At 66.2% G+C, this 24,748-nt stretch carries 22 protein-coding genes and 1 rRNA gene; 13 read left to right on the forward strand and 10 right to left on the reverse strand.

What is annotated here, in order from left to right; genetic code table 11:
• Positions 1-4 precede the first annotated feature (4 nt).
• Positions 5-117 (forward strand): 5S ribosomal RNA (gene rrf, locus CFB47_RS32260).
• A gap of 137 nt (positions 118-254) precedes the next feature.
• Here rrf and CFB47_RS32265 read toward each other — a convergent pair.
• The 4 genes from CFB47_RS32265 to CFB47_RS32280 form a co-directional block, all read right to left on the reverse strand.
• Positions 255-971 carry an O-methyltransferase gene (locus CFB47_RS32265; protein ID WP_089460119.1) on the reverse strand — a complete coding sequence of 239 codons (717 nt, stop codon included), beginning with the start codon at positions 969-971 and terminating at the stop codon, positions 255-257.
• A 105-nt stretch (positions 972-1,076) separates the two neighbouring features.
• A complete protein-coding gene (locus CFB47_RS32270; protein WP_089463615.1) occupies positions 1,077-1,373 on the reverse strand; it encodes a 4Fe-4S dicluster domain-containing protein in 297 nt (98 codons plus the stop codon).
• A gap of 2 nt (positions 1,374-1,375) precedes the next feature.
• On the reverse strand, positions 1,376-1,684 hold the full coding sequence (locus tag CFB47_RS32275; RefSeq protein ID WP_089443783.1) for a hypothetical protein: 309 nt from the start codon (positions 1,682-1,684) through the stop codon (positions 1,376-1,378).
• Between the two features lie 12 nt (positions 1,685-1,696).
• Positions 1,697-2,281 carry an RNA polymerase sigma factor gene (locus tag CFB47_RS32280; protein ID WP_089463616.1) on the reverse strand — a complete coding sequence of 195 codons (585 nt, stop codon included), beginning with the start codon at positions 2,279-2,281 and terminating at the stop codon, positions 1,697-1,699.
• Between the two features lie 536 nt (positions 2,282-2,817).
• On the opposite strand from CFB47_RS32280, the gene CFB47_RS32285 reads away from it, so the two are divergent.
• Positions 2,818-4,647: a methyl-accepting chemotaxis protein gene (locus CFB47_RS32285; protein WP_089463617.1), complete on the forward strand. Its 1,830-nt coding sequence runs from the start codon at positions 2,818-2,820 to the stop codon at positions 4,645-4,647.
• Between the two features lie 49 nt (positions 4,648-4,696).
• On the opposite strand, the gene CFB47_RS32290 is transcribed toward CFB47_RS32285, so the two are convergent.
• The 4 genes from CFB47_RS32290 to CFB47_RS40825 form a co-directional block, all read right to left on the reverse strand.
• Complete coding sequence (locus CFB47_RS32290) at positions 4,697-5,161, reverse strand: GNAT family N-acetyltransferase (RefSeq protein WP_089463618.1); 465 nt, start codon at positions 5,159-5,161, stop codon at positions 4,697-4,699.
• 110 nt (positions 5,162-5,271) lie between these two features.
• Positions 5,272-5,643 carry a nuclear transport factor 2 family protein gene (locus tag CFB47_RS32295; protein ID WP_089463619.1) on the reverse strand — a complete coding sequence of 124 codons (372 nt, stop codon included), beginning with the start codon at positions 5,641-5,643 and terminating at the stop codon, positions 5,272-5,274.
• A 92-nt stretch (positions 5,644-5,735) separates the two neighbouring features.
• Positions 5,736-6,335: a hypothetical protein gene (locus CFB47_RS32300; protein WP_089459779.1), complete on the reverse strand. Its 600-nt coding sequence runs from the start codon at positions 6,333-6,335 to the stop codon at positions 5,736-5,738.
• A gap of 88 nt (positions 6,336-6,423) precedes the next feature.
• Complete coding sequence (locus CFB47_RS40825; RefSeq protein ID WP_143330893.1) at positions 6,424-6,627, reverse strand: hypothetical protein; 204 nt, start codon at positions 6,625-6,627, stop codon at positions 6,424-6,426.
• 91 nt (positions 6,628-6,718) lie between these two features.
• Between CFB47_RS40825 and CFB47_RS32305 the strand changes: the two genes are divergently transcribed.
• From CFB47_RS32305 to CFB47_RS32315, 3 genes are all read left to right on the forward strand, one after another.
• Positions 6,719-8,224: an aldehyde dehydrogenase gene (locus CFB47_RS32305; protein ID WP_089459780.1), complete on the forward strand. Its 1,506-nt coding sequence runs from the start codon at positions 6,719-6,721 to the stop codon at positions 8,222-8,224.
• A gap of 81 nt (positions 8,225-8,305) precedes the next feature.
• On the forward strand, positions 8,306-9,697 hold the full coding sequence (locus CFB47_RS32310) for an aspartate aminotransferase family protein (protein ID WP_089443790.1): 1,392 nt from the start codon (positions 8,306-8,308) through the stop codon (positions 9,695-9,697).
• A gap of 283 nt (positions 9,698-9,980) precedes the next feature.
• Entirely contained in the window at positions 9,981-11,366 is a 1,386-nt protein-coding gene (locus tag CFB47_RS32315) for a cytosine permease (protein WP_089463620.1), read from the forward strand.
• A 48-nt stretch (positions 11,367-11,414) separates the two neighbouring features.
• Here CFB47_RS32315 and CFB47_RS32320 read toward each other — a convergent pair whose 3' ends face one another.
• A complete protein-coding gene (locus CFB47_RS32320; RefSeq protein ID WP_089459782.1) occupies positions 11,415-12,434 on the reverse strand; it encodes an AraC family transcriptional regulator in 1,020 nt (339 codons plus the stop codon).
• A 144-nt stretch (positions 12,435-12,578) separates the two neighbouring features.
• On the opposite strand from CFB47_RS32320, the gene CFB47_RS32330 reads away from it, so the two are divergent.
• Genes CFB47_RS32330 through CFB47_RS32340 form a run of 3 tightly spaced genes read left to right on the forward strand, consistent with a single transcriptional unit; the run spans position 12,579 to position 16,245 of the window.
• Complete coding sequence (locus tag CFB47_RS32330) at positions 12,579-14,246, forward strand: acyl-CoA synthetase (RefSeq protein WP_089463621.1); 1,668 nt, start codon at positions 12,579-12,581, stop codon at positions 14,244-14,246.
• Between the two features lie 22 nt (positions 14,247-14,268).
• Positions 14,269-15,036: a 3-hydroxyacyl-CoA dehydrogenase gene (locus CFB47_RS32335; RefSeq protein WP_089463622.1), complete on the forward strand. Its 768-nt coding sequence runs from the start codon at positions 14,269-14,271 to the stop codon at positions 15,034-15,036.
• A gap of 18 nt (positions 15,037-15,054) precedes the next feature.
• Complete coding sequence (locus CFB47_RS32340) at positions 15,055-16,245, forward strand: acetyl-CoA C-acetyltransferase (protein WP_089463623.1); 1,191 nt, start codon at positions 15,055-15,057, stop codon at positions 16,243-16,245.
• Positions 16,246-16,358: 113 nt separating this feature from the next.
• Here CFB47_RS32340 and CFB47_RS32345 read toward each other — a convergent pair whose 3' ends face one another.
• The gene (locus tag CFB47_RS32345; RefSeq protein WP_089463624.1) at positions 16,359-17,051 is read right to left on the reverse strand and encodes a TetR/AcrR family transcriptional regulator; all 693 of its coding nucleotides are present in this window, start codon (positions 17,049-17,051) and stop codon (positions 16,359-16,361) included.
• A 355-nt stretch (positions 17,052-17,406) separates the two neighbouring features.
• On the opposite strand from CFB47_RS32345, the gene CFB47_RS32350 reads away from it, so the two are divergent.
• From CFB47_RS32350 to hydA, 5 genes are all read left to right on the forward strand, one after another.
• The gene (locus CFB47_RS32350; protein WP_089463625.1) at positions 17,407-18,687 is read left to right on the forward strand and encodes a Zn-dependent hydrolase; all 1,281 of its coding nucleotides are present in this window, start codon (positions 17,407-17,409) and stop codon (positions 18,685-18,687) included.
• Positions 18,688-18,822: 135 nt separating this feature from the next.
• Positions 18,823-20,160, forward strand: coding sequence for an NAD(P)-dependent oxidoreductase (locus CFB47_RS32355; protein ID WP_089463626.1), 1,338 nt, complete (start codon positions 18,823-18,825; stop codon positions 20,158-20,160).
• Positions 20,161-20,224: 64 nt separating this feature from the next.
• The gene (gene preA / locus CFB47_RS32360) at positions 20,225-21,541 is read left to right on the forward strand and encodes an NAD-dependent dihydropyrimidine dehydrogenase subunit PreA (protein ID WP_089463627.1); all 1,317 of its coding nucleotides are present in this window, start codon (positions 20,225-20,227) and stop codon (positions 21,539-21,541) included.
• A gap of 100 nt (positions 21,542-21,641) precedes the next feature.
• Positions 21,642-23,150, forward strand: coding sequence for an NCS1 family nucleobase:cation symporter-1 (locus CFB47_RS32365; protein WP_089464264.1), 1,509 nt, complete (start codon positions 21,642-21,644; stop codon positions 23,148-23,150).
• A 34-nt stretch (positions 23,151-23,184) separates the two neighbouring features.
• Complete coding sequence (gene hydA, locus CFB47_RS32370; RefSeq protein ID WP_089463628.1) at positions 23,185-24,642, forward strand: dihydropyrimidinase; 1,458 nt, start codon at positions 23,185-23,187, stop codon at positions 24,640-24,642.
• Positions 24,643-24,748: the final 106 nt, after the last annotated feature.

Below are 24,748 nucleotides of genomic sequence, written 5' to 3' on the forward strand. Positions count from 1 at the left end.
TTTGCCTGATGACCATAGCGAGTCGGTCCCACCCCTTCCCATCCCGAACAGGACCGTGAAACGACTCTACGCCGATGATAGTGCGGATTCCCGTGTGAAAGTAGGTAATCGTCAGGCTCCCTAAGCCAGAAACCCCCGCCCAAAAGGCGGGGGTTTTTGCATTTGCGCGGCAGAAATGCACAAGAAATCGAAGCGGGTGGCGGTGTTCTTTAGCCCGAGACCACACGGAAGAAACGCTTCGACAGACTCCCCATTCAAGAAACGACGACCGTAAATTCAACCCCCGATTCAAAGTTCAGGGTCGTGGTCGAAAACCGCGGGTCGTTGTCGAGGTAGTGCTTGTACGGTCGAACGGCGTCTTCGGCTGTGTACATGTTGTCGGCCAGTACGACCGATCCCGGGCGCAGCAGGCGCTCAACCTGCTTGAAGAGCCTCAGATAGGCGTCGGCCCATACGTCGATAAACACCATGTCGAACGTACCGTCCAGTTTGGCAACCGTCTCGAATACATCGCCCTCCCGCATGTCGACATAGGCATTCAGGCCCGCCGTCCTGACGTGATCGCGCAAGCGCGTGAACTTGAGCGCATCGCGTTCGGTCGCGACGACCACGCCACGGCCCAACGTGCGCAGTGCCTCGGCGAAATACAGCGTGGATACGCCGCATGAACTGCCGAGTTCAAGGATTCTGGCCGGTCGTTGCGAGAGCACCATGTTGCGCAAGAATCCGCCCGTTTCCGGCGACACGGCCAACGATAGCGGACTACCTTCGGGGGAATCGAAGTCGTCGCTGGACAGCCCGAGCGTTTCGAGAAATCGCCCCCGCAGACGGGGCGCGATCGCTTCGTATTCCTCGGTTAGCGACAGAAAATCCTCGTTCGATCCCTGGAACTGCGCGCGGGCGCGGGCGACGATTTCGGTCCGGCTTTCTTCGTGGAGCCGCTGCAGAAGAGCGATGGTGGGTGACGCCATGTGCGTTTCCTTGAAGAGATTGATTCGGTCGACGACGTATTCAGCGGCGGCATCTATCATCAGAGATGCCGCGCCGTCGCTCGATATCGGCGATACACGGAGTTGCTATACCGTTCGGGCGAGCGTGATTGCGCGTTCGGGGCACGCCGTCACACACACTCCGCATGACCGGCACGCATCCGCATTCGGCGTATAGGCGACCTTCATTCCATGCACGCGCTGCTTCAGGCGATGCATCAGATCCAGGCCGAGGTAATCGACTTTGTCGATGCGCCGGATCTCGAACACATGCTCGGGGCACACAGCGACACAATCCCCTTTGCCTTCGCAGCGCTTCAGATCGACGACCGGCGCAATCACCCCCGGCTTCTGTTTGCAGTCGCCCGTTGATTTGTCGGGCATAGTCATTCTCCCGTGGGCCGGTTGCTGCCGGATCGCCACGCGGTTCGGAACTGCTCGCGTTCCTCGGGTGTCATGGACTCCCACTTGCGCCAGTGGCGTCGACCGCGCCAGCCGCGATGACCGCGGAATCCGCCGAACAGGATGCGGCTCAACACGAGCAGGCCCAGCGCGTGCGCGAAGTCGATCGTACGGGCGCCGACGAATAGCGCCGGCATGACCCAGTTCCATAACATCATGACGACCCATCCGAGCACGCCTATCGCGATCAACACGAGAAGCGCCTTGCCCGCACATCTGATTCGAAAATTCATCTGTCGATTCCTCTAGGTGTTATCCAGTTCGTCATAAATGGGCTGCAGTCGGGCACGCAAATGCAAGACCGCATAGCGTTTGCGAGCGAGCAGCGTATTGAGCGCGACACCGCTTTGTGCGGCCATTTCCTTGAAAGACTGGCCCTCCAGCTCGTGTGCGATGAAGACCTCCCGCTGATTCGTCGGCAACTCGTCGAGCGCATCCTGCAAGGCCTTGAGCACCAGCGTGCGCACGTAGCGTGCTTCGGGGCCGGCATCATGCGCCGGTAGCGCGAGGTCCAGGCGATACTCACCGTTTGTGTCATCGTCGACCTCGGACAGATCGGTCAGCGGCTGTTCCTTCTTTTTGCGAAAGCGGTCAACGATGCGGTTGCGCGCGGCACGGAAAAGCCATGCACTCGCCTGCTCGATTGGCGCAGGAAGTCGATACGCCTGTACGAATTCGTGAAACACATCCTGCAGGATATCCTCGGCATCGTCCGGGTCGCGAATCCGACGCCGGATGAAATTCACTAGCCTCGATCGTTCACGCATCACTGTCGCTGTGATGTCGCGGTCTGGGTCGGTCATCGTGTGCGAAGTGAGTGGCGATTCCATGTGCCTGAAGACGTTTCAGGCGCGCGAATATTGTGGCCAGAGAAAAAAATCTGCTGCTGAACGCGTCGGCGTTGCGAAATACCCATTACCGCCGGCCACGCGCCAAGGGGATAGCCATCGTAGGCGACCCATCCAGCACGCTTGCCAGAAAGGAACGGATACCTCGTCTCGTCCTCTTGCTTCGATACGCAGAACCCGGTGCGCGCCCGCAGTTGCCCGTGAGGCAGTCGACCGGATCGCGATGCAGATAGACCGTCAACCCTTCGGCGAACCGGAACTCGGCAACCTTCCGCGTATCCGGACGAGCGTTGCCAGCTCTTCAGGGCTCCCTGCTACACGCCCCGGTCAGTCCACACGGTATCCGATCTTGTCGGATCGGCCCGTCCGTCTTCCCATCCACGGTACTGCCGATCCCGTTGCCCACACTGGTCTGGCCAGTCAGGCCTTAAGTTCCCGCAGCCGCTGTCGTTAAACAGGACGTTGCCCGCTTTCGGCGACCCCATTCATATAACGCGGTAACGGAGATCGAAGTCATCATGTTGTCCTCGATTCGTGCACGGATACTCGCGACCTGCGTCGCCATCGTGGTAACGGCGTTGGCCGTGACAGGCGGCCTGGTCTATTACGTCGTCAAGCAACACAACGACGAGACAATCGACCAGAATCACAAGTCGATCCTCGCCGGGCACGCGCTGGCGATCAACGAATGGGTGGCCAGCAGAGGCCGGGAAACGCAGGCACTCGCGGACACGATCGCGATCGGCGAGGGTGATCCGCTGCCCGCGCTGAAGCTGCTTGGGAAGTCGGGCGGCTTCGAGGTGTTGACGCTCGGCCTGCCGGACAAGACCGCGTTCTCGAACGTGCCGCTCGCGCCCGGCTACGACCCGACAGCACGTCCGTGGTACAAGCAGGCCGTCAGCGCCGGCAGCCTGGTCGTGACGGCACTCTATCGTGACGCAACGACCGGCAAGCCGGCGGTTGCGTTCGCGGTACCCGTGGTGCGCGACGGCACGGTGAAGGGCGTGCTGGCCGCCAGCCTGTTCATGGAAAGTGTGAGCTCGATCGTGACCTCGGTACATCCGACGCCCGCGAGCTTCGCATTTCTGGTGGACAAGAGCGGGCGCGTGATTGCGTCGGCCAAGACCGACCTGATCATGAAGCCGGCAACCGGTCTTTCGCCGGCACTCGACGCCGACCACCTCGGCGCGCTGCAAACCGCGTCCGAGCCCGTCGCGGTCGACATCGACGGCGCCACCAAGCTGCTGCGGGCCCAGCCGATCGCCGGTACCGACTGGTCCCTCGTGCTCGCGCTCGACAAGGCCGACGTGACGGCCGGCATGCGCGCGGTCGCGACGACGACGCTGGCGGCGATCCTGATCGTGGCCGTGATCGCGGCCGCACTCGTCGGTGCGATGACGAACGCGGCCTTCAAGCGGATCCTGCTGGTGCGCGACGCGCTGACGGATGTGTCGACCGGTAGCGGCGACCTGACGAAACGCCTGCCGGCCGATGGCGCGGACGAAGCCGCGCAGATCGCGCATGCGTTCAACCTGTTCGCCGAAAAGATCAGTACGATCCTGCTGCAGATTCGCGAGTTCAGCGAATCCGTCAACCTCGCGAGCGCCGAGATCGCGCAGGGCAACCAGGATCTGTCCGGCCGTACCGAACATGCTGCATCGAGCTTGCAGGAAACCGCCGCCGCGCTCGAGGAAATCGCCGGCACGGCCCGCAATTCCGCCGATGCCGCGAGCCAGGTGAGCCGTCTGGCGGAATCGGCGTCGGACGTCGCGGTGCGCGGCGGCACGGTCGTCAGCGAAGTCGTGTCGACGATGAGCGAGATCACGCAGGCGTCGAGCGAGATCGCCAACATCGTCGGCGTGATCGACGGTATCGCGTTCCAGACCAACATTCTTGCGTTGAACGCTGCCGTCGAGGCCGCACGTGCGAACGAGCACGGCCGGGGCTTTGCGGTCGTCGCGGGCGAGGTGCGTGCGCTCGCGCAGCGCAGCGCGCAGGCGGCCAAGGAAATCAAGCAGTTGATTCACTCGTCGGTCGAGAAGATCGAGGGAGGCTCGGGACTCGTCCAGACGGCCGGCACGACGATGAACGAAATCGTCGAGGGCGTGCGCAGCATCACGAGCGTGATTGCGGAAATTACCGTTGCCGCCAAGGAGCAGAGCACGGGGATCGAGCAGGTGAATCAGGCGGTGTCGCATCTCGACAATGCGACGCAGCAGAACGCGGCGCTCGTCGAGCAGTCCGCGGCGGCCGCGACGTTGCTGCGCGAGCAGGCTGCCCGGCTCGCGCAGACGGTCGGCGAGTTCAAGCTCGAGGACCGCCGTGCGATGACGTCGCAGCCAGCGTGAGAAGGGCGATACCGGGTACGTCCGGCGGCGGTGCCGACGGACGCTGCAATCAGATCGTGATCCTCAAGATCGGGAAGAACCTGCCCGGGACGACGCTCGATTCCTTTTCGCCGATCTTTTCGGCGCCGAGCGCCAGATAGAACGGAACCGCATTGGGGTCTGCTTCGATCACGAAGCTTCTGATCCCTCTCGCGGCGCTTTCCCTGCGGACCTCTTCCCACAATGCCCGGGCGACACCGCGGCCCATGTGGTCGGGATGGACGAACAGCCATCCGGGCGTCGGGCGATCCGATGCCGACGACGCGCGGACCCAGAACCCGATGATTGCCGCGCCGGATTCCGCAACGTATCCGATCGACCCGTCGATCGTCTCCGGCGTAATCGTGAGATCGCTCTGCCACAAGTCGAGCCAGTCCTGCGGATAGCCCCAGTGTGCCTTCGACATGCGAGCCAGTTGCGTGAGGGCGTCCGCGTCCGCGGCACGGGCAGCGCGTACGGTGAATGCTTGGTGCATCTCGTCTCCTGTGATGGCCGCCCCCTTGGTTGGAGGTATCGCCCGGCATGCATCGACCCAACGCCGGATTCGCAGCTTGCCGACTCGAACGAAGGCCGGGCTCGGCGCGGCTACGCGACCTGCGATGCATGCCCGGCGGCGACGCGCCAGCCGGCAGATGATCGGCGCCAGAGCCGAGTATAGGCAAACATGCCGTCGAACGCCGTGCCGTCGAAATGGCCGGCGAGTCTTGCCTTCGTCGTGGTCAGGATCATTTCGCCGATCGCGTATGCGTGTGTTTCCTGCACATCGAGCCTGTCGAGGCGCAGCAGCTTCGCGCGATGCGCGGCCAGGTCGTCCTCCTTCGAGATGATCTGGCCGGTCGGAACGGTAAACACCAGGTCGTCGTCCAGCAATGCATCGAGCGCTTCGACATCGTTGGCCAGCATCGCGGCACGAAGGGCGATTTCACTGAGTTCGATCGCTGTACGGATTGCATCCATGTCAGGGCCTCGCATCGTCTCTGAAGGGTTGTGGTTCCGCTCATACCGGTGAGCAACAGCAGCAACGAACATGCCGCACCGACGAATACCGTCTACCGCGCGTTCGACAGCGATTGACGCCGGACGAGCATCACCACGCAGATGCCGATCGACGCGATGACGTTGACGGCCGGATAGAACGCGACCGCGACGCTCCACGTGCTCAACGCCAGCAAGGCCAGCGCGTACTTGAGCACGCACAGCGCGAAATACGCGAGGCTCTCGCTCCACGGATCGCGGATCGTCTTGCGGACGGTCGGGCCGAGTCCGGCCAGCTCGATCAGCGTGACCAGACAGATCGAGATCGTCGGGTCGTCGGTCAGCATCCACAGCGGAATGGCCGACAGGGCCGCGACCAGGAAAAACCAGTCGACACGTGTCCAGCCGCGTTCGCCCCGAAAGATGCTCGCCACCAGCGTCAGAAAGCAGGTGACGGCAATGGCCGCCGTGCACCACGCGGACGGCCCGGCACCCGCGACGAACTGGCCGGCCGCCGCGATCGCCGTGACGACCGACCACACGAGCCAGGTGAACAGATGCGGGCGAACCGTGCGCCGGTAGATGGCGAGCGCATACGGAATCGCCGCCAGCAAAGACACGGCCGTTCCGATCACGCCAAAGATTGAAGCGGTGCCCTGATCGACACTGATCATCGACGCATCCTCGTTCGCGCAGGCCGACCAGTATGTGGTCGGATGGGCCGGCGCGCAATGTCGTGCCGGCCAGATGTCGCAGCGGGTGTCACATCGCATCGCACTGGAAAGCCGATGCGAGCACTCGCAAACAAACGGCACCGGGATTGCGACGTGGCAGGAAAGCCCACTGCACGATCGCAGAATGAATAGAAATAACCTCTTCAATGAGAAGAAAAACTGTTCTTTCAAATCTCTTTTTGACGACCGACAGTTTGCCAACCGGACGACTGCGGCGATGCGCGGCGGTCATGGGCATCGGTCGTGCCCGCTGGCGCTTTCGTCGGGTCGAGTTCAGGCGCAGAACAACGCATACACGCCTGGTCGTCAAAACGGAGTCTCGAATGAACCCAACTTCAGCAGAAACTCATCAGCACGCGGACTGGAGACGTCTCGCGGCGCAAGTGGTCCCGAGAACGCTCGCGCATATCGGCGGGCGCGGCGTGGCGGCTCGAAGCGGCCGGACGTTCGCCGCGATCAATCCGGCGACGGAGGCCGTCATCGCGGAAGTCGCGTCGTGCGATGCACCGGACGTCGACGACGCGGTGCGTGCCGCGCGTCACGCGTTCGAATCCGGCGCCTGGTCGCGTTGCGCGCCGGCCGAGCGCAAGCGCGTGCTTTGCCGGCTCGGCGAACTCATCGCAGCGCACGGTGCGGAGCTCGCGCTGCTCGACTCGCTCAACATGGGCAAGCGCGTGGCCGACGCGTTCAGCATCGACGTGCCGGCCGCCGGCGGCCTGTTCAGCTGGTACGGCGAAGCCGTCGACAAGCTGCATGGCGAAGTCGCGTCGACCGACCCCGGCAACCTCGCGGTCGTCACGCGCGAACCGTTGGGCGTGGTCGGCGCCGTGGTGCCGTGGAATTTTCCGCTCGACATGGTCGCGTGGAAAGTGGCGCCGGCGCTGGCGGCCGGCAACAGCGTCGTGCTGAAGCCGGCGGAACAATCGCCGCTGTCGGCATTGCGGCTCGCGGAACTGGCGCTCGAGGCCGGCCTGCCGCCGGGCGTGCTGAACGTCGTGCCGGGCTACGGCGAAACCGCGGGGCGTGCGCTCGGGCTGCATCCCGACGTGGACGTGCTCGCCTTCACCGGATCGACGGCCGTCGGCAAGAAATTCCTCGAATACGCCGCGCAGTCGAACATGAAGCAGGTGTGGCTCGAGTGCGGCGGCAAGAGCCCGAACCTGGTCTTCGACGATACGGACGATCTCGACCTGGCCGCACGCAAGGCGTGCTTCGGCATTTTCTTCAACCAGGGCGAGGTGTGTTCCGCCAACTCGCGGCTGCTGGTCCAGCGTTCGATTCACGATGCGTTCGTCGACCGGCTGATTGCGCATGCCGCCGCGTTCATGCCGGGCGATCCGCTCGATCCGGCGAGCGGGATGGGCGCCATCGTCGACGAGCAGCAGCATCGGCGCGTGCGCGAGTGGATCGCACGCGGCCGCGATAGCGCGACGCTCGCGATCGGCGGAGGCGCGCCGCGTGTCGACGGCAAGGGCTACTTCATCGAGCCGACGATCTTCATCGACGTGAAGCACGACGACGCCATCGCGCGCGAGGAGATCTTCGGGCCGGTGCTGTCGGTGATGGCGTTCGACACCGAGGACGAGGCCGTCCGGCTCGCGAACGATTCGATCTATGGGCTGGCCGCATCGCTCTGGACCGGCAGCCTGTCGCGTGCGCACCGTGTATCGGGCCGGCTGCGTGCCGGCACGGTGTCCGTCAACACGGTCGATGCGCTGAGCGCGCAGACGCCGTTCGGCGGGTTTCGCCAGTCGGGCTTCGGCCGCGATCTTTCGCTGCATGCGATCGACAAGTACACGGGCCTCAAGACGACCTGGATCAGTTACTGATTCGACGCGGCAGGCCGTACGCGGTTGCGCCGCGCAACACGACAACGCTTTTTATCCCCACAACGAACCGGAGACTCGCCCATGAACGCGCCCAACTTTCCGCATCGTACGACGCAGGACTATCAACGCAGCGACGCCGCCCATCACCTGCATGCGTTCGTCGACCAGAAGGCGCTGAACGAGGAAGGCGCGCGCGTGATGGTGCGCGGCGAAGGTATCCATCTATGGGACAACGACGGCAACCGCTACCTGGACGGCATGTCCGGGCTGTGGTGCACCAACGTCGGCTATGGGCGGCCGGAGCTGGTCGACGCCGCCGCGAGGCAGATGAAGGAACTGTCCTACTACAACATGTTCTTTCATACGACGCACCCGTCGGTGATCGAACTGTCGGAGCGGCTGTTCGCGCTGCTCGGCAACCGCTTCAGTCATGTGGTGTATACCAATTCGGGATCCGAATCGAATGAAGTGCTGATTCGCACCGTGCGGCGGTTCTGGGACGTGATGGGCAAGCCGCAGAAGAAGGTGCTGATCGGCCGCGTGAACGGCTATCACGGGTCCACGGTGGGCAGCGCGTCGCTGGGCGGCATGGCGTTCATGCATGAAATGGGCGACCTGCCGATTCCGAACATCACGCACGTGGACGAACCGTACTGGTACGCGAATGGCGGCGACCTGAGCCCCGAGGCATTCGGCAAGCAGGCGGCGCTGTCGCTCGAGCGCAAGATCCTCGAGATCGGCGCGGAGCGCGTGGCCGCGTTCGTCGCGGAGCCGTTCCAGGGCGCGGGCGGGATGATTTTTCCGCCGGACGGCTACTGGCAGGAAATCGAGCGCATCTGCCGTCAGTACGACGTGCTGCTGTGCGCGGATGAAGTGATCGGCGGCTTCGGCCGCACCGGTGAGTGGTTCGCGCATCGTCACTTCGGCTTCGAACCGGACCTGATCTGCATGGCCAAGGGGCTGACCTCGGGCTACGTGCCGATGGGCGGGCTGATCATGAGCCGACGCGTCGGTGATGCGCTGGTCGACAAGGGGGGTGTCTACGCGCACGGGTTGACTTATTCGGGGCACCCGGTCGCGGCCGCCGTTGCGCTGGCCAACCTCGACGTGCTCGAGCGCGAAGGCCTCGTCGAGCGCACGAAGACGGATACCGGGCCGTACCTGCAGAAGGCGCTGCGCGATGCGTTCGGCAATCATCCGCTCGTCGGCGAGATCCAGGGGGTGGGTGCGGTCGGCGCGATCCAGTTCGCGAAGAACAAGGCGACGCGCGAGCGCTTTGCGAACGAGGCCGACCTGACCTGGCACAGCCGGACGGTCGGGTTCGAACTCGGCGCGATCGTGCGTTCGACGAACGGCCGACTGATCGTTGCGCCGCCGCTGGTGATCGATCACGCGCAAATCGATGAACTGGTCGACACGATGCGCAAGGCCGTGGATGCCACCGCGCGCGAAGTGCTCGGGATCGACTGCTGATCGTTGAGCGACGCACTTCCGTCCGATGAGAGTCGGGCGGGAGCGGATCGAATCATGGGGACCGCTGCGTGCAGCCACCGCGGCGGCTATCCGACAAGTTGAAGACTGGGCGTCGTGGTCGGTGGTCGCGATAAGGCGATGTGCCGCCGACTGCGTATTGGTAAGGAATGCAAATGGTACGGCTCGTGTGTTGAAGTCCGCACGGCTTTGAGCCGGCCACGTATTCCCGGTCACCCTGTAGCCCCCGAATCCACGAACATCACAACAGAAACAAGGAGACGAAATGAGTCACGGCGAGTCCATTGCTCATCTCGAGGAAAGCACCATCCAGCCGATTCCGTTGACCGAGCGGCACGGCAGCGCGAAGGACCTGTTCACGATCTGGTTCGGGTCGAACATCATGATGCTGACGATCGTCACCGGATCGCTCGCGACCACGGTGTTCAAGCAGCCGTTCTGGTGGGCGGCGCTCGCCACGCTGGTCGGCAGCCTGATCGGCGCGGTGTTCATGGCGTTGCATTCCGCGCAGGGGCCGCAGCTCGGCGTGCCGCAGATGATCCAGACCCGCGGGCAGTTCGGGTCGTTCGGCGCGCTGCTCGTGGTCGGGCTGGTGGTCGTGATGTATGTGGGCTTCTTCGCATCGAACTGCGTGTTCGGCGGGCAGGCGCTGCACAGCCTGAGCGCCGACATCCCGCTCGATGCGGGCGTCGTGGTGATCGGCCTGATCAGCCTGCTCGGATCGATCTACGGCTACAAGCTGATCCACGCGTATGCGCGGCTGTTGAGCTGGTGCTCGGGCAGCGTGCTCGTGCTGGCGTTCGTGTGGATCATCTTCGTGCACGGACTGCCCGCCGATACGTTCTCGAAGCATTCGCTGAACCTGTCGGGCTTCCTGGGCGCGATGTCGGTCGCCGCGCTGTGGCAGATTGCCTATGCGCCTTACGTATCGGACTATTCGCGCTACCTGCCGCCCGATACCGGACCGCGCACGGCATTCTGGTCGAGTTACTGGGGCTGCGTACTCGGTTCGTTCTTCCCGATGCTGCTCGGTTGCCTGGTGGGGCTCGCGACGCCCGACGGCAATGTCGTGAGCGGCCTCACGGGCCTCACGCAAGGGATCAGCGTGCTCGTGATCGTCGTGCTGTCGTTCGGCATCGCGGCCAGCAATGCGATGGAACTGTATTGCGGCGCGCTATCGGCCATCACCGTGCTGCAGACGCTCTTTCCGTCGTGGTCGGGCAAGGCGCGTGCGCGGGCGATGACCGCGATCGTGCTGTGCGGCATCGCGCTCGCGATCGCGCTGTTCGGGCAGGACAATTTCCTCGCCGGTTACACGAACTTCATCCTGCTGCTGCTGTACGTGCTCGTACCGTGGACCGCGATCAACCTCGTCGACTATTACCTCGTGTGTCACGGCGACTACGACGTCGATTCGTTCTTCCGGCAGGACGGTGGCATCTACGGACGCTTCAATACGATCGCCGTTGGCTCGTATGTCATCGGCACCGTCGCGCAGGCGCCGTTCATGGCGACTGATCTCTATACGGGAGAACTGGCGAGCCGGCTCGGTGGCGCGGACGTGTCGTGGATCGTCGGTTTGTCGCTGACGTCGCTCGTCTACTACGCGGGATGCAAGCTGTTCTCGCGGCCGCTGCAGCGCGTCGCGTGAGCGTTTCCGGGTCGGCCGGGCACGCAGTGTCGACGGCTACGTGCCGCATCATCCGTTCGCCACGCCCGGCTCTCCCTCCGCCGCATGGACGTCCCGCCGGAACGCACCGGGGCTCGTGCCCGTCCACTTGCGGAATGCGCGATGAAACGCGCTCGGCTCGGTGAAGCCGAGCTCGGCCGCGATCTCCGCGACGCTGAGCGCATGCCCGCGCAGCAGCGACTGGGCCAGCGCGCCGCGCAGCTCGTCCTTGATTGCCGCGAAGCTTTGCCCTTCGCTGCGCAGCCGCCGCCGCAGCGTCGCGGGCGTCGTGCCGAGGCGCACGGCCAGCGTATCGAAGTCGGGCCACTCCGCGGCCGGTAGCGTCTTCAACTGCGCACGCGTCTTCGCGACCCAGCCCGTATCGTGCCGGTAGCGGACGAGCAGGTTGCCGGGCGCACCGCGCAGGAACGTCTTCAGCGCCTGCTCGGAGCGGATCGTCGGCAGCGCGAGGTACGCGGCATTGAATGCGAGCCGGCTGTCGGGCCGGTCGAAATGCACGGGCACGCCGAAGAACTGGTGATAGTCGCTGCGCTGGTCGGGGCTCGGGCATGCGAAGTCGATGCGCTGCAGCGGGATGCGCCGGCCGATCAGCCAGCACGCGACGCCGAGCAGGATCAGCCAGAACGTCCGGTATGCGAACGCCGGGTAGGGCGCGCCCGTCTGCGTCAGCACGATCTGCGCCTGCCCGTCGGCCACGGTGAGCTCGCCATGCGGCTCGTCCAGTACGACGCGCAGGAACTGCAGCGCGCGACGCAGCGCCTTGTCGAGCGTGCCGGCATGCAGCACCGCATGGCACAGCAGCGTGAAGCTGCCGCGCCGCATCGGTCGCGCGGCGAGCCCGAAGAATTCGTCGTCGAGCGCAGCGGCGATCGCGAGCCACAGCCGGCCGTACTGCTGCGGCGTGACGGGCTCGCGCACGGCGGCCGGCAGGCCGGCGGCGCGTAGCACGGCCTCCGTCGGAAGGCCTTGCCGGCGCAGGCATGCGAGCGCGTCGTCGACGAAATCCGGCGAAATCATCTGCGGCCCCATTTTCCTACATTCTCCCGACATGGCAAAAGCGATCACGATTCTAGATTCGGTTTGTCATTGATTGCAATGTACGGGCTGTCTACTATCGAACTATCCCCGACGCGCCTCTGGCTCGCCGGCGGCCATAACGCACAGGAGACACGCATGTCTGATGGAGCTACCGCCCGCGCGGTGCCGGCCTACGCCGACGCCGTGGCCCGGTTCAGTATCGAGACCGCCGCGCAGCAACTGCACGGCGACCTGGAGCGCGGCCTGAACGCGTGCGTGGAATGCTGCGACCGGCACGCATCGGCGGACGCGATCGCGCTCGACTGGATCGACGCGGGCGGCCAGCACCATCGCTACACGTTTGCGCAGATGAAGGCGCTGTCGGCCCGCGTCGCGAACCTGCTGGTCGCGCAGGGCGTGAAGCCGGGCGACGTGGTGGCGGGCCTGTTGCCGCGCACGCCCGAACTCGTCGCGACGATCCTCGGCACGTGGCGCGCGGGCGCCGTCTACCAGCCGCTGTTCACCGCATTCGGCCCGAAAGCGATCGAGCACCGGCTGCGCATGAGCGATGCACGCCTGGTCGTGACCAACGTCGCGAATCGCGCGAAGCTCGACGAGATCGCCGGTTGCCCGCCCGTTGCGACGGTGCGCGAGCCGGGTGAAGCGCTGGCGGAAAGCGACATCGATTTCCGCGTGGCGCTCGAGGCGCAGTCCGACGTGTTCGAGCCGGTGCTGCGCAAGGGCACGGACCTGTTCATGATGATGTCGACGTCGGGCACGACGGGCTTGCCGAAGGGCGTGCCGGTGCCGCTGCGTGCGCTGCTCGCGTTCGGCGCATACATGCGCGACGCGGTGGACCTGCGTGCCGGCGACCGGTTCTGGAACATCGCCGATCCGGGCTGGGCATACGGCCTCTATTACGCGATCACGGGCCCGCTGCTGCTGGGCCACGCGACGACGCTCTACGAAGGCAGCTTCACGGTCGACAGCACGTACGACCTGATCGAACGGCTCGGGATTACAAGCCTCGCCGGCTCGCCGACGGCCTACCGGATGCTGATGGCGGCCGGCACGGACGCGGCGGCGCGGCTGAAGGGCAAGCTGCGCGTGGTCAGCAGCGCGGGCGAACCGTTGAATCCGGAAGTCGTGCGCTGGTTCGACGCGGCGCTCGGCGCGCCGATCTACGATCACTACGGCCAGACCGAACTCGGGATGGTCGTGAACAATCACCACGGCCTCGCGCATGCGGTCCACGCCGGGTCGGCCGGCTTGGCGATGCCCGGCTACCGCGTCGCGGTGCTCGACGACGTGAGCCGCGAGCTCGGCCCCGGCGAGCCGGGCAACCTCGCGATCGACATCGCACGCTCGCCGCTGCTGTGGTTCCACGGCTACTGGCAGCAGGACACGCCGGCGATCGCGGGCGGCTATTACCGGACCGGCGACAACGTCGAGCTGGAGCCGGACGGCACCGTGAGCTTCATCGGCCGCGCGGACGACGTGATCACGTCGTCCGGCTACCGGATCGGCCCGTTCGACGTGGAAAGCGCGCTGATCGAGCATCCGGCCGTGAGCGAGGCCGCCGTCATCGGCGTGCCCGACGCGGAGCGCACGGAGATCGTCAAGGCGTTCGTCGTGCTGTCGAAAGGCTATGACGGCACGCCGGCGCTGGCCGACGAACTGAGCCTGCACGTGAAGCGGCGGCTGTCCGCTCACGCCTATCCGCGCGCGATCGACTTCGTCGACGCGCTGCCTAAAACCCCGAGCGGCAAGATCCAGCGCTTCGTATTGCGCAAGATGGAAGCCGAGAAGGCCGCTCAACCCTGAACACAACCTGTACGGACTGCGAATGGATATCAAGGATCGCGTTTTTCTGATCACGGGCGCCGGTTCCGGCCTCGGCGCCGCGGTGGCGCGCATGGTGGTCGCGGAGGGCGGCAAGGCCGTGCTGCTGGATGTCAACGAAGAGGCCGGCGCGGGTCTCGCGCACGAGCTTGGCGCGGCCGCACGCTTCGTGAAGACCGACGTGACGAGCGAAGCCGACGGCCAGGCGGCCGTCGCCGCCGCGCGTGACGCGTTCTTCCGCATCGACGCGCTCGTCAACTGCGCGGGCGTCGCGCCGGGCGAGAAGGTGGTGGGCCGCGAGGGTCCGCATTCGCTCGATCGTTTCGCACGCGCGGTGTCGATCAATCTGGTCGGCACGTTCAACATGATCCGGCTGGCCGCCGACGCGATGTCGAAGCAGGAGCCCAATGCCGAAGGCGAGCGCGGCGTGATCGTCAACACTGCGTCGGTCGCGGCGTTCGACGGGCAGATCGGGCAGGCCGCGTATGCGGCGTCGAAGAGCGGTGTGGTCGGCATGACGCTGCCGATCGCGCGCGAACTCGCGCGGTTCGGCATTCGCGTCGTGACGGTCGCGCCGGGCATCTTCGCGACGCCGATGATGGCCGGCATGCCGCAGGACGTGCAGGATGCGCTCGGCAAGAGCGTACCGTTCCCGCCGCGGCTTGGCCGCCCGGAAGAATTTGCGGCGCTGGTGCGCCACATCGCCGAGAACACGATGCTGAACGGCGAAGTCATCCGTCTCGATGGTGCGTTGCGCATGGCACCGCGCTGACACTGGAGGAAGCGAATCATGACGACTCAGGATCCGATCGTAATCGTGGGTATGGCGCGTACGCCGATGGGTGGTTTCCAGGGCGACCTGGCGGCCGCCAGCGCGAGCGACCTTGGCGCGGTAGCGATTCGCGCGGCGCTCGAGCGCGCGAACGTGCCGGCCGAGCGCATCGATGAAATCGTGTTCGGCTGCGTGTTGCCGGCGGGCCAGGGCCAGGCGCCGGCGCGGCAGGCCGCGCTGAAGGCCGGGCTGCCGCTCGCGGCGGGTGCGACCACGGTCAACAAGATGTGCGGCTCGGGGATGAAGGCCGCGATGTTCGCGCATGACCTGCTGCTCGCGGGCTCGGCAGCCGTGGCCGTCGCGGGCGGGATGGAGAGCATGACGAATGCGCCGTACCTGCTGCCGAAGGCGCGCGCGGGGATGCGCATGGGTCACGGGCAGGTACTCGATCACATGTTCCTCGACGGGCTCGAGGACGCGTACGAGAAGGGCCGCCTGATGGGCACGTTCGCCGAGGATTGCGCGCAGGCCTACCAGTTCACGCGCGAGGCGCAGGATGCGTTCGCGATCGCATCGCTGACGCGCGCGCAACGGGCGATCGCCGACGGGCACTTCGTGTCGGAAATCACGCCGGTGACCGTGAAGGCCGGCAAGACCGAAACGGTCGTGTCGATCGACGAACAGCCGGGCAAGGCGAAGCTCGACAAGATCCCGACGCTGAAGCCGGCGTTCCGCGATGGCGGCACGGTGACGGCCGCGAATGCGTCGTCGATCTCGGACGGCGCGGCCGCGCTCGTGATGATGCGCCGCTCGGAAGCCGAGCGCCTCGGCCTCACGCCGAAGGCCGTGATCGTCGGGCATTCGACCTACGCGGACAAGCCGGGCCTGTTCGCGACCGCGCCGATCGGCGCGCTGCGCAAGCTGTCGGAGAAAACCGGCTGGAACCTGCGCGACGTCGACCTGTTCGAGATCAACGAAGCGTTCGCAGTGGTGCCGATGGCCGCGATGCGCGACCTCGACCTGCCGCACGAGAAGGTCAACGTGCACGGCGGCGCGTGTGCGCTCGGGCATCCGATCGGTGCATCGGGCGCGCGCGTGATGGTGACGCTGCTGGCCGCGCTCGAAACGTACGGGATGAAGCGCGGCGTCGCGTCGCTGTGCATCGGCGGCGGCGAGGCGACGGCGATCGCGATCGAGCGCGTCGCGTAACGTATCGCGCAGCGCGCCACGCGTCGTCCGCATGCGGCGACACGGCCGACGGGTATCGCACGGGAAACACCTGTGCGATACCCGTTTTGTTTTCGGCGGATCGCGTTGCCGCGCTACGCCTTCGCCTCCGGCGACACCGCTCCGCATGCGCGAATCACGAGCTGCACGACCTGTTCGGTCTTCTCGTCGTACGCCTTCTGCGTGAACGTTCGCTTGCCGCTCAGCGCGCGGATCTGCGCGTCGAAATCCGCGTAGTGCTGCGTGGTGGCCCAGATCAGGTACATCAGCGCATGCGCGTCGATCGGCGCGAGCAGCCCTCGCGCGATCCAGCCGTCGATGACCTTCACGCGCGTATCGAACCATGGCTTCACGCGTTCCGACAGGATGTCCTGCATGTGTTCCGCACCGTGGATGATCTCGTTGGCCCAGACCTTCGAGCCGAGCGGGCGCCGCCGCGACAGCGCCATCTTCGCGCGCACGTAGCCGCTGATCGCTACCACCGGATCGTCGTCGGCCTCGAATGTCCCGGCCGCGCGATGCCAGTCCTCGAACAGGTCGTCGAGCACGCGGCGGTACAGCGCAAGCTTCGTCGGGAAGTAGTAATGCAGGTTGGCTTTCGGCAGGCCGGCGCGCTCCGCGATCATCGCGGTGCTCGCGCCGTCGAGCCCGCGCTCCGCGAACACGGCCTCCGCGCAGGCCAGCAGATGCGCTTCGTTGGACTCGCGGATGTGCGCCTTGCGTCGCCGCAAAGGCACGGGCGTTTCGTCCCTGTCGGTGGCTGCGGTTGCCGCCTCGTCATGTCTCATCGTTGCCCTCGCGCGGCGGGGGTGCCGCGTTGGGCTTCATTCTAGCCGCTGATTCGCATCGAACGCACGCGAACCGATCTCGCGTAGTCATCGCCATGCTGCGTTGCGGTGGCACGTTTCTCGCTCCATTCATTCATGCAAGAAAGAGATTGATTTGGTCATTTTGATCGTCTAAAACCTGTCCAATCGGACAGGATTCGACGAGCGGCAGAAACCTTTCGGCCCGATTCGTCGGACGATCTTCGCGAACGACCGGGCATGCACCGCGCTTGGGCGGCGTTGCCCCGAAACAGGCATGACGCGCACCGGCACAGACCGGGCCGACGACATCACCGACCCCACAGGAGCGATACGAATGAACGCGGTATCGGAAACAGTGAAGCGGGCAGCTTTCGACACGTCGATCAAGGTCGACGGCAAGCGGTTGTGGGACAGCCTGATGGAAGTCGCGAAGATCGGCGCGACGCCGAAGGGCGGCGTGTGCCGTCTCGCGCTGACCGATCTCGACAAGGCCGGCCGCGACCTGATCGTCGGCTGGGCGAAGGCGGCCGGCTGCACGGTGACGGTCGATACGATGGGCAACGTGTTCATGCGTCGCGCGGGTCGCGTGGCCGATGCGGCGCCGGTCGTCACGGGCTCGCACGCGGATTCGCAGCCGACGGGCGGCCGCTTCGACGGCATCTACGGCGTGCTCGGCGGCCTCGAAGTAATTCGCAGTCTCAACGATCACGGCATCGAGACCGAGCATCCGGTCGAGGTCGTGATCTGGACCAATGAAGAGGGCTCGCGCTTCGCGCCGGCGATGGTCGCCTCCGGCGTGTTCGCGGGCGTGTTCCCGCTCGAATACGGGCTGTCGCGCAAGGATGTGGACGGCAAGACGATCGGCGAGGAGCTGGCGCGCATTGGCTACGCGGGCGACGTGCCGTGCGGCGGACGCAAGCTGCACGCGGCGTTCGAACTGCATATCGAGCAGGGGCCGATTCTCGAGGCGGAGTGCAAGACGATCGGCGTCGTGACCGACGCGCAGGGGCAGCGCTGGTACGAGATCACGTTCACCGGCCAGGAAGCGCACGCGGGGCCGACGCCGATGCCGCGGCGGCGCGACGCGCTGCTCGGCGCGTCGCGCGTGGTCGATCTCGTCAACCGGATCGGCCTCGATCATGCGCCGTTCGGCTGCGCGACGGTCGGCATGATGCAGGTCTACCCGAACTCGCGCAACGTGATTCCGGGCCGCGTGTTCTTCACCGTGGATTTCCGACATCCGGACGACGCGGTGCTCGCGAAGATGGATGCAGCACTGCGCGAAGGTGTGGCGCGCATCGCGGGCGACATCGGGCTCGAGACCGAACTCGAGCAGATCTTCTATTACAAGCCGGTCGCGTTCGACTCTGCCTGCGTGGAAGCCGTGCGCAGTGCAGCCGACCGCTTCGGTTTCTCGCATCGCGACATCGTGTCGGGTGCCGGCCATGATGCGTGCTACCTCGCGCAGGTCGCGCCGACGTCGATGGTGTTCGTGCCGTGTGTCGACGGCATCAGCCACAACGAGATCGAGGACGCGACGCCCGCCTGGATCGAGGCGGGCGCGAACGTGCTGCTGCACGCGATGCTGTCGCGCGCATGCGAGCCGGCTTCATGACGCCAGGGCCGTAGCAGCCGGCAGGCTGATCAACGCCTGACAGCCTGACCGTAGCATGCCTAACAACGACCGCCCCGACTGTGCATTCGCAGCCGGCGGGGACGGCTTTGTCTCCACCCATTCGAAGGAACGCGTATGACCACCCAGCCAACCGGCGATATCGCCGCGCATCGCCTGTCGTCCACGCAACTCTCGTGCGAATTCGCCGACATCGCGCCGCTGCTCGATCCGACTGCCGCGGCGGCCGCCGCCAGCCGCTGCCACTACTGCTACGACGCGCCGTGCGTGCAAGCCTGCCCGACGCAGATCGACATCCCGAGCTTCATCCGCAAGATCGGCAACGGCAACCTGAAGGGCGCCGCGACCGACATCCTGTCGGCGAATCCGCTTGGCGGGATGTGCGCCCGCGTGTGTCCGACCGAGATCCTGTGCGAAGGCGCATGCGTGCGCAACCATCAGGATGCGCAGCCCGTCGCGATCGGCGCGCTGCAGCGGCACGCGACCGACTGGGCGATGGAAACCGGCGCGGTGCGTTTCACGCGCGCGCCGGACACGGGCCGTCATGTCGCGGTGGTCGGCGCGGGGCCGGCCGGACTCGCGTGTGCGCACCGGCTCGCGCTTGCCGGGCATCGCGTCACGCTGTTCGACGCGCGCCCGAAGGCCGGCGGCCTCAACGAATACGGGATCGCCGCATACAAGACCGTCGACGATTTCGCGCAGCGTGAAGTCGAGTGGCTGCTGTCGGTGGGCGGCATCACGTTGCAAACCGGCGTCGCGCTGGGCCGCGACATCACGCTCGGCGCGCTGCGTGAGCAGCACGACGCGGTGTTTCTCGCGATGGGGCTCGGCGGCGTGCGTGCGCTGTCGATCGACGGCGAGCAACTGAACGGCGTGATGAACGCGGTCGACTTCATCGAGCAGGTGCGGCAGGCCGATGCGCTGGAGAACGTGGCGGTCGGGCGGCGCGTGGTCGTGATCGGCGGCGGCAATACGGCCATCGATGCGGCGGTGCAGAGCCGCAAGCTCGGCGCCGAGCGCGTGACGATGGTGTACCGGCGCGGCGTGGAGGCGATGAGCGCGACGTGGGCCGAGCGCGAGTTCGCGCAGAAGAGCGGCGTCACGCTCGTCACGCACGCGAAGCCGGTGTGCATGGCGGGGGAGAACGGGCAGGTGACGGGTGTCGAGTTCGAGGCGGTATCGGGCGAGCGTTTCACCGTCGAGGCGGACATGGTGCTGAAGGCGATCGGCCAGACGCTGGTGCCGGACGCCATCGACGCCGCGCTGTTGACGGCGGACGGCGCGCGCATCGCGGTGGACGCCGACGGGCGCACCGCATGGCCCGACGTGTGGGCCGGCGGCGACTGCGCGGCGACGGGCGGCGTCGACCTCACGGTGCAGGCCGTGCAGGACGGCAAGCGCGCGGCCGCGTCGATCGACGCGACGCTCGCGCAGCGCGACGCGAAGGCCGCGTGAGCGCACCACGCGCGTCACCCACCACGAGCACAACCAACACGACCCCACTCTCACGGAGCCGACCATGGCCGACCTTCGCTGCACCATCGCGGGCATCACTTCGCCGAACCCCTTCTGGCTGGCGTCCGCGCCGCCGACCGACAAGGCCTACAACGTGAATCGCGCGTTCGAGGCCGGCTGGGGCGGCGTCGTGTGGAAGACGCTCGGGCTCGATCCGCACGTCGTCAACGTCAGTTCGCGCTATGGCGCGGTGCAGTGGAACGGCCAGCGCATCGCGGGGCTGAACAACATCGAGCTGATCACCGACCGTCCGCTCGACGTGAACCTGAGAGAGATCGCGCAGGTGAAGCGCGACTGGCCGGACCGCGCGCTGATCGTGTCGCTGATGGTGCCGTGCAACGAGCGCGACTGGAAATGGATCCTGCCGCTCGTCGAGGACACGGGCGCCGACGCGGTCGAGCTGAACTTCGGCTGTCCGCACGGGATGAGCGAGCGCGGGATGGGCGCGGCGGTCGGGCAAGTCCCCGAATATGTGGAGATGGTCACGCGCTGGGTGAAGGAGGGCACGAAGCTGCCGTGCCTCGTGAAGCTCACGCCGAACATCAGCGACATCCGGATGGGATCGCGCGCCGCGTACAAGGGCGGCGCGGACGGCGTGTCGCTGATCAACACGATCAACTCGATCGTCGCGGTCGATCTCGACCACATGGCGCCGATGCCGATGGTCGACGGCAAGGGCACGCACGGCGGCTATTGCGGCCCGGCGGTCAAGCCGATCGCATTGAACATGGTCGCGGAGATCGCACGTGACCCGGAAACGCCGAACCTGCCGATCTCGGGCATCGGCGGCATCTCGTCATGGCGCGACGCGGCGGAGTTCATGGTGCTCGGCGCCGGCAGCGTGCAGGTGTGCACCGCCGCGATGCATTACGGATTCCGGATCGTGTCGGACCTGGCCGACGGATTGTCGAACTGGATGGACGAGAAGGGCTACGCGACGCTCGACGACATCCGCGGCCGCGCGGTGCCGAACGTGACCGACTGGAAATACCTGAACCTGAAGTACGACATCAAGGCGCGCATCGACCAGGACCGCTGCATCCAGTGCGGGCTGTGCCATATCGCGTGCGAGGACACGTCGCACCAGGCGATCACCGCGACGAAGGATGGCGTGCGCCACTTCGAAGTGGTCGATTCGGCATGCGTCGGGTGCAATCTTTGCATGCATGTGTGTCCGGTCGAGCAATGCATCACGATGGAGCGGGTCGATTCGGGTGACTACGCGAACTGGACCACGCATCCGAACAATCCGGCGAGCGCGGACGCGGGGGCGAGTGCAGGCGCGTCGGCCCCCGAGAAGCACGCGAAGAAGGCTGCTTGACGGCGTCCGGCGACGCAGGTCATCCTGCATCGCCGCCTTTCGTTCCACCCGGGCCGGCATCGGACGATGCCGGCGCTGATGTTTTAGTGGAGTGCGTTCGATGAATCACGCAGCGAATCCCGCCGATCCCGACAGCGCCGCGGCGCAGGGCGGCAGCCTGTACAACGACGACCTCGCGCCGACGACGCCGGCGCAGCGCACGTGGAAGTGGTATCACTTCGCGGCGCTGTGGGTCGGGATGGTGATGAACATCGCGTCGTACATGCTGGCGGCCGGGTTGATCCAGGAAGGCATGTCGCCGTGGCAGGCGGTGACGACCGTGCTGCTCGGCAACCTGATCGTGCTCGTGCCGATGCTGCTGATCGGCCATGCGGGCGCGAAGCACGGGATTCCTTACGCGGTGCTCGTGCGCGCGTCGTTCGGCACGCAGGGCGCGAAGCTGCCGGCGCTGCTGCGGGCGATCGTCGCGTGCGGCTGGTACGGGATCCAGACCTGGCTCGGCGGCAGCGCGATCTATACGCTGCTGAACATCCTGACCGGCAATGCACTGCACGGCGCGGCGCTGCCGGTCATCGGCATCGGGTTCGGGCAGCTCGCGTGCTTCCTCGTGTTCTGGGCGCTGCAGCTCTACTTCATCTGGCACGGCACCGATTCGATCCGCTGGCTCGAGAGCTGGTCCGCGCCGATCAAGGTCGTGATGTGCGTGGCGCTCGTGTGGTGGGCGACGTCGAAGGCGGGCGGCTTCGGCACGATGCTGTCGGCGCCGTCGCAGTTCGCGGCGGGCGGCAAGAAGGCCGGGCTGTTCTGGGCGACCTTCTGGCCGGGGCTGACCGCGATGGTCGGCTTCTGGGCGACACTCGCGCTGAACATTCCCGACTTCACGCGCTTCGCGCATTCGCAGCGCGACCAGATGATCGGGCAGTCGATCGGGCTGCCGTTGCCGATGGCACTGCTGTCGGTGGTGTCGGTCGTCGTGACGTCGGCGACCGTCGTGATCTACGGCAACGCGATCTGGGATCCGATCGACCTGACGAGCCGGATGACGGGCATCGGCGTGGGCATCGCGCTCGTGATCCTCACGCTCGACACGATGTGCTGCAACCTCGCCGCGAATCTCGTCGGCCCGGCCTACGACTTCTCGAGCCTGTGGCCGAAGGCGATCTCGTACCGCACGGGCGGGATGATCACCGCGACGATCGCGATCGTGATGATGCCGTGGAAGATCCTCGCGACGACGGACGGCTACATCTTCACCTGGCTCGTCGGCTATTCGGCGCTGCTCGGGCCGGTGGCGGGGATTTTGATGGTCGACTACTTCCTGATTCGCGGCACGCGGCTCGACACGCGCGCGCTGTTCGACGAGCGCGGCGGCTTCAGCTACGCGCGCGGCTGGAACCCGGCCGCGCTGGCCGCGCTCGCGGTCGGCGTGCTGCCGAACCTGCCCGGCTTCCTGCATACGGCCTTTCCGGCGTCGTTTCCGAACGTGCCGGCTTTCTTCAACACGCTTTACACGTACGCGTGGTTCGTCGGCCTCGTGCTGGCGTCGTGCGTGTACGGCACCTGGATGAAATGGCGCGCCGGACAGCACGCGCAGATCGCGCGCGCCTGATGCGGCACCCGACAGTCAACGAGGAGGCAACCCCATGGCAATCCTGATTCGTGGCGGCACCGTGGTCGATGCGGACCGCTCCTACCGCGCGGACGTGCTCTGCGCAGCCCCGGAGGACGGCGGCACGATCCTGCAGATCGCCGAGCAGATCGACGCACCGGCCGGCGCGACCGTCGTCGATGCGCACGGCCAGTACGTGATGCCGGGCGGCATCGATCCGCATACGCACATGGAACTGCCGTTCATGGGCACGACCGCGAGCGACGATTTCTACTCGGGCACGGCCGCCGGGCTCGCGGGCGGCACGACGAGCATCATCGACTTCGTGATCCCGAGCCCGAAGCAGCCGCTGATGGATGCGTTCCATGCCTGGCGCGGCTGGGCCGAGAAGGCGGCGGCCGACTACGGCTTCCACGTGGCCGTGACGTGGTGGGACGAGAGTGTGCATCGCGACATGGGCACGCTCGTGCGCGAGCACGGCGTGTCGAGCTTCAAGCACTTCATGGCGTACAAGAACGCGATCATGGCCGACGACGAGGTGCTCGTGAACAGCTTCTCGCGTGCGCTCGAACTCGGCGCGTTGCCGACCGTGCACGCGGAGAACGGCGAGCTCGTGTTCCAGTTGCAGAAGGCGCTGCTCGCACGCGGGATGACGGGGCCGGAGGCGCATCCGCTGTCGCGGCCGCCGGAGGTCGAGGGCGAGGCCGCGAACCGCGCGATCCGCATCGCGCAGGTGCTCGGCGTGCCGGTGTATATCGTGCATGTGTCCGCGAAGGACGCGGTCGATGCGATCACCAAAGCGCGCAGCGAAGGGCTGCGCGTGTTCGGCGAGGTGCTGCCGGGCCACCTGGTGATCGACGAGGCCGTCTATCGCGATCCGGACTGGACGCGTGCGGCCGCGCACGTGATGAGCCCGCCGTTCCGCTCGGCCGAGCATCGCGAGGCGCTGTGGCGCGGGCTGCAGGCGGGGCAACTGCATACGACGGCAACCGATCACTGCGTGTTCTGCGCATCGCAGAAGGCGATGGGCCGCGAGGATTTCACGAAGATCCCGAACGGCTGCGGCGGTGTCGAGGATCGCATGTCGGTGCTGTGGCATCACGGCGTGAATCATGGCCGCATCACGCCGAACGAGTTCGTGCGGATCACGTCGACGAACGCCGCGCAGATCTTCAACCTGTATCCGCGCAAGGGCGCGGTGCAGGTGGGTGCCGATGCCGATCTCGTCGTGTGGGATCCAGCCGCGACGAAGACGATCTCGGTGAAGACCCATCATCAGCAGGTCGATTTCAACGTGTTCGAGGGGATGACGGTGCAGGGCGTCGCAACGCACACGCTCACGCGCGGCGCACTCGCGTGGGCCGACGGCGATCTGCGTGCCGTGCGCGGCGCGGGCCGCTACCTGAAGCGCCCGCCGGCGGCGAGTTACTACGAGGCCGCGCGGATCGCGAACCGGTTGCGCGAACCGCATCCGGTCGAGCGCGCCGGCTGAGCGTTGCGTGTCGCGCGGGGCGTGTCGGTTGGAACGACACGCCCCGCGCATGTTAGAGCGTGCGTCTCCGTTCGTGACGGCACCGCTCATGCCGCCTCCCCGTATC

The sequence above is a fragment of the Burkholderia sp. AU27893 genome, from assembly GCF_002223205.1.
Taxonomy (GTDB): Bacteria; Pseudomonadota; Gammaproteobacteria; order Burkholderiales; family Burkholderiaceae; genus Burkholderia.

Bases quoted from the DNA above. Each gene is read 5' to 3' on its own strand.
- CFB47_RS32365 (WP_089464264.1), top strand. From the start codon at position 21,642: ATGAATCACGCAGCGAATCCCGCCGATCCCGACAGCGCCGCGGCGCAG.
- CFB47_RS32345 (WP_089463624.1), bottom strand. From the start codon at position 17,051: ATGAGACATGACGAGGCGGCAACCGCAGCCACCGACAGGGACGAAACG.
- CFB47_RS32285 (WP_089463617.1), top strand. From the start codon at position 2,818: ATGTTGTCCTCGATTCGTGCACGGATACTCGCGACCTGCGTCGCCATC.
- CFB47_RS32295 (WP_089463619.1), bottom strand. From the start codon at position 5,643: ATGGATGCAATCCGTACAGCGATCGAACTCAGTGAAATCGCCCTTCGT.
- CFB47_RS32310 (WP_089443790.1), top strand. From the start codon at position 8,306: ATGAACGCGCCCAACTTTCCGCATCGTACGACGCAGGACTATCAACGC.
- CFB47_RS32315 (WP_089463620.1), top strand. From the start codon at position 9,981: ATGAGTCACGGCGAGTCCATTGCTCATCTCGAGGAAAGCACCATCCAG.
- CFB47_RS32290 (WP_089463618.1), bottom strand. From the start codon at position 5,161: ATGCACCAAGCATTCACCGTACGCGCTGCCCGTGCCGCGGACGCGGAC.
- CFB47_RS32300 (WP_089459779.1), bottom strand. From the start codon at position 6,335: ATGATCAGTGTCGATCAGGGCACCGCTTCAATCTTTGGCGTGATCGGA.
- CFB47_RS32355 (WP_089463626.1), top strand. From the start codon at position 18,823: ATGACCACCCAGCCAACCGGCGATATCGCCGCGCATCGCCTGTCGTCC.
- CFB47_RS32305 (WP_089459780.1), top strand. From the start codon at position 6,719: ATGAACCCAACTTCAGCAGAAACTCATCAGCACGCGGACTGGAGACGT.
- CFB47_RS32340 (WP_089463623.1), top strand. From the start codon at position 15,055: ATGACGACTCAGGATCCGATCGTAATCGTGGGTATGGCGCGTACGCCG.
- preA (WP_089463627.1), top strand. From the start codon at position 20,225: ATGGCCGACCTTCGCTGCACCATCGCGGGCATCACTTCGCCGAACCCC.
- CFB47_RS32320 (WP_089459782.1), bottom strand. From the start codon at position 12,434: ATGGGGCCGCAGATGATTTCGCCGGATTTCGTCGACGACGCGCTCGCA.
- CFB47_RS32270 (WP_089463615.1), bottom strand. From the start codon at position 1,373: ATGCCCGACAAATCAACGGGCGACTGCAAACAGAAGCCGGGGGTGATT.
- CFB47_RS32275 (WP_089443783.1), bottom strand. From the start codon at position 1,684: ATGAATTTTCGAATCAGATGTGCGGGCAAGGCGCTTCTCGTGTTGATC.
- hydA (WP_089463628.1), top strand. From the start codon at position 23,185: ATGGCAATCCTGATTCGTGGCGGCACCGTGGTCGATGCGGACCGCTCC.
- CFB47_RS40825 (WP_143330893.1), bottom strand. From the start codon at position 6,627: ATGACCGCCGCGCATCGCCGCAGTCGTCCGGTTGGCAAACTGTCGGTC.
- CFB47_RS32330 (WP_089463621.1), top strand. From the start codon at position 12,579: ATGTCTGATGGAGCTACCGCCCGCGCGGTGCCGGCCTACGCCGACGCC.
- CFB47_RS32265 (WP_089460119.1), bottom strand. From the start codon at position 971: ATGGCGTCACCCACCATCGCTCTTCTGCAGCGGCTCCACGAAGAAAGC.
- CFB47_RS32335 (WP_089463622.1), top strand. From the start codon at position 14,269: ATGGATATCAAGGATCGCGTTTTTCTGATCACGGGCGCCGGTTCCGGC.
- CFB47_RS32280 (WP_089463616.1), bottom strand. From the start codon at position 2,281: ATGGAATCGCCACTCACTTCGCACACGATGACCGACCCAGACCGCGAC.
- CFB47_RS32350 (WP_089463625.1), top strand. From the start codon at position 17,407: ATGAACGCGGTATCGGAAACAGTGAAGCGGGCAGCTTTCGACACGTCG.